14 protein-coding genes and 1 pseudogene are annotated in these 10,074 nt (G+C 42.8%); 9 read left to right on the top strand and 6 right to left on the bottom strand.

Annotated elements, in window-relative coordinates:
- Positions 1-98 precede the first annotated feature (98 nt).
- Positions 99-884: a type I restriction enzyme endonuclease domain-containing protein gene (locus MICAI_RS08395; protein ID WP_008200379.1), complete on the top strand. Its 786-nt coding sequence runs from the start codon at positions 99-101 to the stop codon at positions 882-884.
- A 346-nt stretch (positions 885-1,230) separates the two neighbouring features.
- Here MICAI_RS08395 and MICAI_RS08400 read toward each other — a convergent pair whose 3' ends face one another.
- On the bottom strand, positions 1,231-2,187 hold the full coding sequence (locus MICAI_RS08400) for a glycosyltransferase (protein ID WP_008200381.1): 957 nt from the start codon (positions 2,185-2,187) through the stop codon (positions 1,231-1,233).
- A gap of 269 nt (positions 2,188-2,456) precedes the next feature.
- Between MICAI_RS08400 and MICAI_RS08405 the strand changes: the two genes are divergently transcribed.
- Complete coding sequence (locus MICAI_RS08405; protein ID WP_008200383.1) at positions 2,457-2,648, top strand: DUF2949 domain-containing protein; 192 nt, start codon at positions 2,457-2,459, stop codon at positions 2,646-2,648.
- Between the two features lie 265 nt (positions 2,649-2,913).
- Here the strand turns inward: MICAI_RS08405 and MICAI_RS08410 are convergent, their stop codons facing one another.
- The 3 genes from MICAI_RS08410 to MICAI_RS08420 all read right to left on the bottom strand — a co-directional run bounded on the left by MICAI_RS08410 (position 2,914) and on the right by MICAI_RS08420 (position 4,771).
- Positions 2,914-3,372 (bottom strand): nitrate reductase associated protein, encoded by a 459-nt coding sequence (locus MICAI_RS08410; RefSeq protein ID WP_008200385.1) that lies wholly within the window; start codon positions 3,370-3,372, stop codon positions 2,914-2,916.
- Between the two features lie 185 nt (positions 3,373-3,557).
- Positions 3,558-4,403 carry a prephenate/arogenate dehydrogenase gene (locus MICAI_RS08415; protein WP_008200387.1) on the bottom strand — a complete coding sequence of 282 codons (846 nt, stop codon included), beginning with the start codon at positions 4,401-4,403 and terminating at the stop codon, positions 3,558-3,560.
- A gap of 5 nt (positions 4,404-4,408) precedes the next feature.
- A complete protein-coding gene (locus tag MICAI_RS08420) occupies positions 4,409-4,771 on the bottom strand; it encodes a cupin domain-containing protein (protein ID WP_008200389.1) in 363 nt (120 codons plus the stop codon).
- 104 nt (positions 4,772-4,875) lie between these two features.
- Here MICAI_RS08420 and MICAI_RS08425 point away from each other — a divergent pair, with 104 nt between their 5' ends.
- Both MICAI_RS08425 and MICAI_RS25815 read left to right on the top strand, forming a co-directional pair.
- Positions 4,876-5,328, top strand: a complete 453-nt coding sequence (locus MICAI_RS08425) for an SRPBCC family protein (protein WP_002737629.1) — start codon at positions 4,876-4,878, stop codon at positions 5,326-5,328.
- A 54-nt stretch (positions 5,329-5,382) separates the two neighbouring features.
- A complete protein-coding gene (locus MICAI_RS25815) occupies positions 5,383-5,529 on the top strand; it encodes a hypothetical protein (RefSeq protein ID WP_157221737.1) in 147 nt (48 codons plus the stop codon).
- Between the two features lie 206 nt (positions 5,530-5,735).
- Here the strand turns inward: MICAI_RS25815 and MICAI_RS27815 are convergent, their stop codons facing one another.
- Positions 5,736-5,909: a hypothetical protein gene (locus MICAI_RS27815; protein ID WP_369751905.1), complete on the bottom strand. Its 174-nt coding sequence runs from the start codon at positions 5,907-5,909 to the stop codon at positions 5,736-5,738.
- A 60-nt stretch (positions 5,910-5,969) separates the two neighbouring features.
- Between MICAI_RS27815 and MICAI_RS27560 the strand changes: the two genes are divergently transcribed.
- The 5 genes from MICAI_RS27560 (at position 5,970) to cobA (ending at position 9,496) form a co-directional block, all read left to right on the top strand.
- Positions 5,970-6,044, top strand: coding sequence for a hypothetical protein (locus MICAI_RS27560; RefSeq protein ID WP_253257798.1), 75 nt, complete (start codon positions 5,970-5,972; stop codon positions 6,042-6,044).
- A 104-nt stretch (positions 6,045-6,148) separates the two neighbouring features.
- Entirely contained in the window at positions 6,149-6,343 is a 195-nt protein-coding gene (locus MICAI_RS27000) for a DegT/DnrJ/EryC1/StrS family aminotransferase (RefSeq protein ID WP_255348752.1), read from the top strand.
- 10 nt (positions 6,344-6,353) lie between these two features.
- Complete coding sequence (cbiT, locus tag MICAI_RS08430; protein ID WP_008200401.1) at positions 6,354-6,944, top strand: precorrin-6Y C5,15-methyltransferase subunit CbiT; 591 nt, start codon at positions 6,354-6,356, stop codon at positions 6,942-6,944.
- Between the two features lie 48 nt (positions 6,945-6,992).
- Positions 6,993-7,904 carry a phosphatidate cytidylyltransferase gene (locus tag MICAI_RS08435; protein WP_008200403.1) on the top strand — a complete coding sequence of 304 codons (912 nt, stop codon included), beginning with the start codon at positions 6,993-6,995 and terminating at the stop codon, positions 7,902-7,904.
- Between the two features lie 53 nt (positions 7,905-7,957).
- On the top strand, positions 7,958-9,496 hold the full coding sequence (gene cobA / locus MICAI_RS08440) for a uroporphyrinogen-III C-methyltransferase (RefSeq protein ID WP_008200405.1): 1,539 nt from the start codon (positions 7,958-7,960) through the stop codon (positions 9,494-9,496).
- 11 nt (positions 9,497-9,507) lie between these two features.
- Here the strand turns inward: cobA and MICAI_RS27820 are convergent.
- Positions 9,508-9,762 (bottom strand): annotated as a pseudogene (locus tag MICAI_RS27820) (hypothetical protein); the annotation flags it as partial.
- Positions 9,763-10,074 lie beyond the last annotated feature (312 nt).

The raw sequence follows: 10,074 nt of genomic DNA on the forward strand, positions 1-10,074 counted from the left end.
AGAAAATAGACCTCTTGTAAAAATCAAAAATTGTTGTTAGGAGTCAGGAGTCAGGAGTCAGGAGTCAGGAGAATTAGGAATGAACAATAATCAATTAAATGGTCTATTTAAGGATTTTATGCAATTTAATCCTTATTCTTACCGTTTTTGAACCCTCAAAAATTAATTATGCAAGAGGTTTAATAGACATTGGGGAAATTCTCTTGGAAATGCGATCGGTAATCGACGGGGCGATCGATGTAACCACCGAAGCGAGGGCCGATGATACCCCACTGTACGACATCAGTAAAATCAACTTCGAGCGTCTGAAACAGGAATTCGCTAATAGCGATCGCAAGAATACCACCGTCCAAACTCTCAAAAACGCCATCGAAAATCGTCTCCGAACAATGCTCGAGCAGAATCTGCAACGGACGAACTTTCAAGAGCATTACGAGCGGATCATCGCTGATTATAATTTCGAGAAGGAGCGGGTGGCGATCAAACAGACCTTCGAGGCCTTATTAGAATTCATTCAGGAACTCGATCAAGAGTCCCAACGGGCGGTTAGCGAGGGATTAGACGAGGAATCCCTGGCCCTGTTCGACCTTTTAACCAAAGAGAATCTATCACCGCAAGACATTGAAAAAATTAAACAGATCCCCACGCAGCTTTTGAAAACCCTAAAACAAGAGAAACTAAAGATCGATCGTTGGCCAGATAAAGAATCCAGTCGGGCGGAGGTTAAAACTACTATTCACAACTTTTTATACAGCGATAATACTGGTTTACCCGTCGATCTCTACACGGAAGAAGAAGTGGAAGAAAAAACGGAAGAAGTCTTCCGCCACATCCGGCGAGTTTATCCGAGTCTGCCTTCGCCTTATTACAGTGCGGCTGCCTAGATTCTGGACTGTCCATATTTCGCTTTTCCGAAGTTGCTGATTTTAGCTCTAATAATCACCACCGTTCCTAAATATTTGGGCTCTCCTCGACTTTGTGTGATAATCAGTGCTGATCATTCTTAGGAGTCTTGCCAGACAAGGCTTTAAAGACTATGTTTCCAGAAAATTAGGCTCTTCTAGGTTCTGTGTGATAAGTTTAACTTACATAGGATCGATCTTTGTGTCCTCTGTGTCTCTGTGGTTCCCTCCACTCCCTCGCCAGCAGGACTGTATCTCAGAATACATTTTACCCACCAAATCCAAAAGAGCCGAAAATTATCGGCCCTTGTTGATCGTTTAAGTCCCATTAAGAATAAATAGGGTCTTTTTCCAGCAATCCTAGCAATTTTTGCATTTTAATCCAAGCTCTTCTCATTTGCCAGAATTTACTTTTTTCCATGGCGGCTATTTTACTGTCAGCTTCTCGATAATCCAATTGGGTTTTTTGCAATTCTTGTTGCAATTCTTGCTCATTAATTTCTAATTGTTTAATTCGTTCTCTGGCCCGTTCCAACTGAGCGAATATATCGACTCTTAAGGTGACCAAAGCAGCAAAAATGGCTTGGATATTTTGGGAGTAAAGTTGGGGATGATTATCAAAAAGTTGGGTATAGGAATAAATATATTGTTCTGCGGTCATTGAGCGACTCATAGAAGCAGCTTTTTGCCGATAGAAAAATAACACTTCCGGGATACGATAGACTTCTCGACCTAATTCGATCAGAGATAACCAAAAATCGTGATCTTCCCAACCATAAATTAAATTAGTATTATAGCCCCCCACAGTTTCCCAATCAGATTTCCGAAACAAACCGGAGCAAAATATCATATTATCTACTAATATATCGGGAAATTTATACTCAGGCAGCGGCCAAGTTCCTTGTTTATCCCCAAAATACTCCGCTTCGCAATAAACTATCCCTAATTGCTGATTACCTTCTAGCAAAGTAACCGCTTTTTCTAGATAGGAATCGGCAATTTTATCATCGGCATCAAGGGGAAGAATATAGGTTCCTTGTCCTTGGGCAATTCCTAGATTTCTCGCTGTGGCAACCCCTTGATTTTCTGTGCGGATGATCCGGGTTTTTGGCTGTTGATAATCTTGTAAAATCTCGATGGTTTCCGGTTCTGTGGAGCCATCATCAATGACAAGGATTTCAAAATCTTGGTATGTTTGTACCAAAATAGATGCGATCGCATCATCGAGATAGGAACCTTGATTATAGCAAGGAATAATTACGGAAACTTGAGGAGCATGACTCATTGGGGGCAATTCTCTCCCACTCGGGCAAAAACTAGGTTATCAATAGCTTATCCCAAAAGTTCCCCTTTCTCATTTTTCTACGTCGAGGAAGTGTTGATATCCCCACTCGCAATTTCGGGATAGTAGGACATATTATGGATAAATCCTTAAATTATTCTAATTGCTAGACAAAATCACCCAATTGGGTGATCCCCGTGAGGGAAGTATCTCTTTTTAATAGAGGATAAGTTATTCAATAATCCGATTATCGTTACAAATGATACTTAATCATGGAAGCTCATCAACAAAAACAACTCCGCCTTTTTCTCTTGGAAAAATTAGCAATTTCCCCCCGTTCCCTCGATATGGCCCTGCGTCTCTGTGAAGCATCGGTGGGTTCATTACCGATGGTTTTATGGCAGTACGGGTTAATCGATTTGTCGCAATTGAATCAAGTTTTTGACTGGATGGAAACTGTCTAATTATTTTCCAATAATAGTTCGTTAATTATCATTTTTATTAAGAGAACTGACCAATCCCCAGAGCGGCAATTTATTTAATTTTATCCCCCTGGATTAAGTCGCGTTAAGGTTTACCATAGCCGAAAACCTCACCTTTGCTGGCACTAATTAAACTGGCTATCATCCGCTATTCCCCCCGTTTTAATTCGAGATTTATCTGGTCTAACATAATAATTTATCCACTTGATCGCCTTTTTGCTTGTCATGACAGTAAGATAGGAAGAAATTAGTCATCGACTATATGGAACTCTTTTAGGGCCGGATAAAAGTTAAGATTTTCGTGGCTAGGACGACTGAGTTTAATCAGGGCAAACCGTTGGGAGGGTGGCAATTTTTGCCATTGTTCTAAACTAATTTCGATCTGGAATTCTCGGGCTTTTTCTAGGACTGTATCGGGAATCTGGCTATCATCTAGCCAAGGGGGATGGGGATCTATCGCTAGTTCTCCCGGGGGAGTGCCAGTTTTTTCGGTGATTAATTTTTGCAGAAAATCTCGATAGATTTTGGCTTCTGCTGCCGTCGTACAAGCCATATTAACTAATACCATTCTTTCTGGTTGAGTTAACTGCATCCAATGGGATAATTTTAATTTAACTCCACAGGTATCTAGTTTCATTCTTACGGTCATCGGGATACAACGTAAGGAGTCAACAAATTCGGACTCAAATTCAAAAAAGGTGGTCATATAATTTTATCGGTTTAGTAACTGGGCTCTTCTAGGTTCTGTGTGATAAGTTTAATTGACATAGGATCGATCGATCTTTGTGTCCTTTGTGTCTTTGTGGTTCGTTCCACCCCCTCGCTAGGATAAATGTATCTTAAAATACATTTTACCCACCAAAGCTGGGAGAGCCGTAACTGGGCAAAATGTTATTTTTGTTGAATCAAATCGTCTCTATATTGCTGACTAGAAATGAGAATTTTCTCTAGTTCCTGCCATTGTTCTCCTGCAATATAGTCAATAATTTGATCAAGATTTTGCCGATAATTTGCCAAGGTTATCAATAAAGCTTGACGATTGTATTGAGCCATCATTAAACCTAATTCGGGATTGCCACCACCGACGCGACTGGTATCGCGAAAACCAGAACTAGCTAAATTTTCCGCTAATTCGCGAATATTCGGGTCTTGTTCTTGCGCGCAAGCTTGGATTAAACTGGTACTAATCATTACTGGCAGATGGGAAATCCAGGCCACGGCTCGATCGTGTTCTTCGGGGGAGGAATAGTAAATTTTACAGCCTAACTTGTGTACTATTTTAGTTAGGATTTCTAGGGCAAAGTTAGGGGTAGATTCAAGGGGAGTAATCAGATAGGGGGTATTGACAAATAAACCCAATTGTGCTGCATTAATTCCCTGTTCGGTTTTCCCGGCCATAGGATGACTACCGACAAAATTGGGCCACAATTGACTACAATTGGCGACGATTGCCCCTTTAACCGATCCCACATCGGTGACAATGGCTTGGGGTTTTAAATAGGGAGTTAATTTGTGCAAAGTTGGCACAATTAAATGTATGGGAGTACAGATAAAGATTAAATCGGCAGTAGCCAATAATTCTAAACTGGTGCTGGATTCGTCTACCACTCCTTTTTCTACGGCGATATCACAGGTGGATTGTTGACGGGAAACTCCCAAAACCTTATAAGCTTGTGATCGAAAATCTAACCCCAAGGAACCACCGATTAAGCCCAGTCCGATAATGCCAATATTCATTAGTTTTACTCAAAGATAATTTCGTCTTCCACTCGCCAAGCGGGATCAACAATGCACAAAAAAACTAAGGGTTCCTCCCCACAATTATGAATATATTGTTTAGCCAGAGGAGGTATATAAATGGCAGCACCGACGGTCACTAATTGCACTTCCTCATCGATGTGCATTTCCCCTTGTCCTTGCAGAATATAATAAACCTCCGCAGTTTTTAAAGCGTGGGGAGTAGAAGTTTCCCCCACATCTACCTGGGCATGGGCTAAACTATAACGTAGATTTAACGGCTGTTTATCGGGATGCAATAACTCCCGTAATCGGGTATGATCACCGGCGATGAATTCCTCACATTCGAGCAGTTTTCTGATTAACATAGTAAAATTAGACCTCGAAGATTGTTTTTATTTTATCATTGAGTTAAAGACTAAAGACTAATAGCCGTTATCATAGAAATATTCAGCATCGCCAGAATTAACGAATGACTTGGTTAGAACATAGTGTACAAGTAGAAGTGGACGCGCCGATCGATCTGGTTTGGGAGCTCTGGTCAGATTTAGAACAAATGCCCCACTGGATGAAATGGATCGAATCGGTGAAAATTCTCGAGGAGGAGCCAGAGCTTTCCCGTTGGAAGTTAGCCAGTGGTGGTTTAGAATTTACTTGGTTGTCACGGATACTGAAAATTGTCCCCCATCAGATGATTCAATGGGAATCCGTGGACGGGTTGCCTAACCGCGGGGCAATTCGTTTTTATGACCGTCATGGTAGGAGTATTGTGCGACTGACAGCAGCCTATGCTATACCTGGTTGGTTAGGAAAATTGATGGATAATCTTTTCCTCGGTCGAGTGGTAGAATCAACCCTGCAAGCCGATCTAGAGCGTTTTCGCCTTTATGCGCTCAATATTGTCAATAATACACCGCCAAGGTGAGGTAATCATTAGCAGTAAGCTGTTGACTATCTAAAACACTTGTTAAGACTGTCTATGAACAAGGAGAGGTGGGTAGCATTTGTACTAAAATTTCCCGTGCGCGGTTTTAAGGCAGTACAGCTTATTGCTGACTACGGACGACCGACTCCCCAAAACGGAAACTTTCTACCTCACCATGAAGATAACTGCCATAAGATTTAAGAGACTGTTTAGCAATAAACTGGATAGACTCGCTTGACAAAATTTTTTTAGACAGATATTAGAGTTCTTGCATAATTAATTTTCGAGAGTGCAAAAATGAGAAAAATAGACATAAAATTGCATAAAATCTCTAAATAGAGCATTTAATTGATTAATGCTCATTCTTAATTCTCCTGACTCCTGACTACTGGCGCCTGACTCCTCACCTAACGGAAGATTTTTGATTTTTGCAAGAGGTCTATTGCACACAATTCTTGCTCTTCGGCCAATTTAGTGGCCTTAAGTGCCTTAACTTCCCCTAAACTAGGGGAAAAACAACTTAAACTGGGGTATGAAGTCATTACCGTCGCCGCCGGTTTCCCGACCACAGTTAATCCCACTTTTAAAATCAGCTAATTCCCGTCTTTTTAGACGTTAAATTACCCGGTTATGACCTCGACATCGAGCAGCTAGAACCGGCCTTGTCAGAGAAGACTAAAGCGATTATGATCGCTCATAAGCTGTTAAGCATTTAAATTGCTTGTTGAGACGAGGCAAGAGGCAAGAGGCAACAGTAAAGGGATTGGGGGAGATTCGGCTAATCTTAAGAATAAGTGCTTTAAATGCGTCTTAGCTTACCCTGGGAAATCGGTTTAATTTAGAAGCGGTGATGGCTTTTGCTGAAAAACATCACCTCTGGGTAGTTGAGGATAACTGTGATGCGGTAGGAAGTCTCTATAATCAGGGTTTTATCCCTAGAAAAGTCCCCGTTTACTTAATAAAGAAAATTGGACAAATTTATATAATAATGCTTGGTAGTGAAGCTTCTCAATAATTGACCCCCCATGACTTGGTTATATAAAACCCCCGGTATTCCCGATGAACTGTTTGAACGTTTGCCCGGGATTCCCTTGAGTAAACGCGAGGTGAGATTATTGATGATTTCCGCTTTGCGGTTAGGTGATGGGGGGGTTTTCTGGGATATCGGCGCAGGAACCGGCACTATTCCCGTTGAAATTGGCTTATTATGCCCCAATAGTCCGATTATTGCCATTGAAAGGGATGAAGAAGTGGCCAGTTTAATCCGCCGTAATTGCGATCGCTTCGGGGTAAAAAATGTTACGGTTTTTGAAGGCAGCGCCCCGGATTGTCTGCCCAATATATCCCTAGCACCCGATCGCGTCTGTATCGAGGGCGGCAAACCGATTAAATCGGTCCTGCAAGAAGTGTGGCAATACCTGAAACCCAACGGCCGCATCGTGGCCACGGCCAATAACTTAGAAACCCTCTATCAATTTTCCGAAGGCTTTTCTAATTTACAGGCGCGTAATATCGAGATTGTCCAAGCGGCAGTAAATCGCCTAGAAACTAGGGGTATTCACCAAATTTTTGCCGCCGTTGATCCCATGTTTATCCTGAGCGGCGATAAACTTTAATTGTGGATAACCTTCCATAAAGTTTTCTTAATCTATATAATTAAAACAATGCCGCCTAACTTTTCTGGATTAACCATGCCTTGGCCACGCATTGTCAGCGCTATTTTTGCTATTGCCTTCGCACTGGGAATTATTATCGTTGGGGGTTGGTATTTCACCCTCGGCATCGGTGTTATCGTCTTTTTGGGACAATTAGAGTATTTTCGCTTAGTTCGCGCCAAAGGCATTGAACCGGCCGCTAAAACCACTCTCGTAGTTTCACAATTACTACTGCTGACGGCAACTATGGCAGCCCCCCTCACCGATGCCATGTTTCCCCTGGCCGGGGCGTTAATTTGTTTTTATCTGCTCTTTCAGCCAAAAATGGCGACAATTGCCGACATTTCCACCTCAATTCTCGGTCTGTTTTACGGTGGTTACTTACCCAGTTATTGGATTCGTTTACGGGTCGGTTTTTCCCCGGAAAGTAGTCCCGTGGCCATGGCCAGTAACTTACCCCTGATGGGATATTGGCCGGAATCGTGGATGGAACCGAAATTATTCCCGGCCGCTTTGACGGTGACTTTTCTGGCCTTCGGTTGCATTTGGGCCGCCGATATCGGAGCCTATATCATGGGAAAATGGTTAGGAAAAACCAGTTTATCGCTGATTAGTCCCAAAAAAACCGTGGAAGGTTCCTTTTTTGGCATTTTAGGCAGTATAGCGGTGGCCGAGGTGGGTGCTTGGTATTTAGATTGGCCCTATTGGCAGCTGACGGGCCTAATTTTGGGCCTATTAATTGGTATTGTCAGTTTATTGGGCGATTTGACCGAATCGATGATGAAACGCGATGCCGGGGTCAAGGATTCCGGACAGTTAATCCCCGGTCACGGTGGTATACTCGATCGCACCGATAGTTATGTGTTCACCGCTCCCCTAGTATATTATTTCGTCACTTTACTGCTGCCCTTGTTGCGTTAGTAATTTGCATCTTCTCCAGTGCTAAATTAAAGATTAAACCCAAATTTGCGATTATGTCAGCAGTCGTCCATCCCCGGGGTAAAGTTTATCTTCTCGGTGCGGGAATCGGTCAGAGCAGTTTTCTCACCCTGCAAGCGCGAGCAATTTTAGCCACGGCCGAGGTTTTGCTGTATGATGCCCTAGTAGATAGTCAAATCTTCTCCCTAGTGCCGAAAACCTGTGTTTTAGTCGATGTCGGCAAACGGGGAGGACAACCCGGGGCCGAGCAGAATCAGATTAATCGGATACTGGTTAATTATTGTCAAGAGGGAAAACGAGTTATTCGGCTTAAAAGTGGTGATCCGGGGGTTTTTGGGCGAGTATATCCTGAAATGTTGGCCTTAAAGCAGGCAGGCTGTGATTTTGAACTGATAACCGGTATTTCCTCCGCTTTAGCCGCTCCTTTATTGGCTGGAATTCCCCTGACGGAAAAGGATATTAGTCGCTGTTTTGCGGTCTTGAGCGCTCACGATCCCGAGTCTCTCGATTGGTCAGCTTTAGCTAAAATTGATACACTTGTGCTATTGATGGCCGGTCAGTCCTTAGGGCAAATTATCGAGAAACTATACCAAAATGGGCGGAATATTCACGACTCGATCGCTATTATCCGTCAGGCGGGACGCAAGGATCAACAAATTTGGCGCGGCACTTTAGAAAATATTCTCGCTCAAACCGCCGGGGTGTCCCTCTCACCCTCTATTATGGTCATTGGTCAAGTTGTGGATCTGGCGATTATGTCCTCTCCCCCACCCCTAGGCGGTAAAACTATTGTTATTACCCGTGCCGCCGAGCAAACGAGTCAATTTAGCGAAATTTTGCAAAATCAAGGCGCAGAAGTCCTAGAAATGCCCGCTTTAGAGATTCGTCCCCCCGACCGTTGGCAAGGTTTAGACGATGCCATCGCTCAGTTACAAGAGTTTGATTGGCTGATTTTAACTTCTGCCAATGCTGTTAATTTTTTCTTTGATCGCTTGACATTTTGGGGAAAAGATGCTAGGGCTTTAGCGACTGTAAAAATCGCCGTGGTGGGCAAAAAAACCAGCCAAGTTTTGCACTCACGGGGATTAAAAGCGGATTTTATCCCGGGGGATTTTGTCGCCGATGCTTTGGTAAACGAGTTTCCCGACCCGATTAAGGGGCAAAAATTCCTCTTTCCTCGCGTGGAAACGGGAGGCAGAGACATATTAGTTAAGGAATTAACGGCCAAAGCTGGTCAGGTGACGGAAGTGGCCGCATATTATTCCGGATGTCCGGCACGCATGGATAGTGGCATCTGGGAAGCGTTTCGAGATGGGAAAGTCGATATAGTCACCTTTGCCAGTTCCAAAACCGTCCAGAATTTTTATCGGTTATTGCTGCAAGAAACGGCAGAATTATCGGTTAATTCCCTATTAGAAAAAGTTTGTCTGGCTTCTATCGGTCCGCAAACTTCAAAAACCTGTCAAGAGTTATTTGGTCGTGTTGATATCGAGGCGCGAGAATATACCCTAGAAGGATTGACTAGCGCTTTAATCGAGTGGAGTAAGACAGAAAACCTCAACCCGCTAGGTTGAGGTTTTAGGTAGCCCTCTAAAATACCTGTGAGGGGGTTGCGGGCTTTTTCTTCTAATTTTTTACCTCGCACCCAAAGGACAGTACAAAATCCGAAGATAACTAGCCAAAATAGGGATATTGATTGCCATTCCCAAGATAGGCGATGATACAGGGCAAAGGAAGTAAAACCAAATACAATGGGCAACCAACAAAACCAGGGGAAAGCTAAAACCGACAAGAATCTTATCCATCCTAAATCTGTTTTTTCTTTAGCCCTCATAAAAATCTCAAGCAACTCCTCAGCGATCCCTGAAAGCTAGATATAGCAAGTGTTTTAGTTTTCTAATCAAACGAACTCTTCCATAAAAATCTGAAGTGTAATACCAATTTTCAATAGTCGTGACTAACATCTAAAAGCGCAATTCCTGTCCGAGAGCGGAATTGCGCTTTGGAATAATCAACTAAGTCTGTCATCACTTTTGAAAAATGATATAAGCAAAATTAATTACACATATCTAACCACCTCTTGCCTCTTGCCTCTTGCCTCTTGCCTATCTTCACTAGGAAATTAATTTTGCACGACTACTTATAACCCACA

Source organism: Microcystis sp. T1-4 (genome assembly GCF_000297435.1).
Lineage (GTDB): Bacteria > Cyanobacteriota > Cyanobacteriia > Cyanobacteriales > Microcystaceae > Microcystis.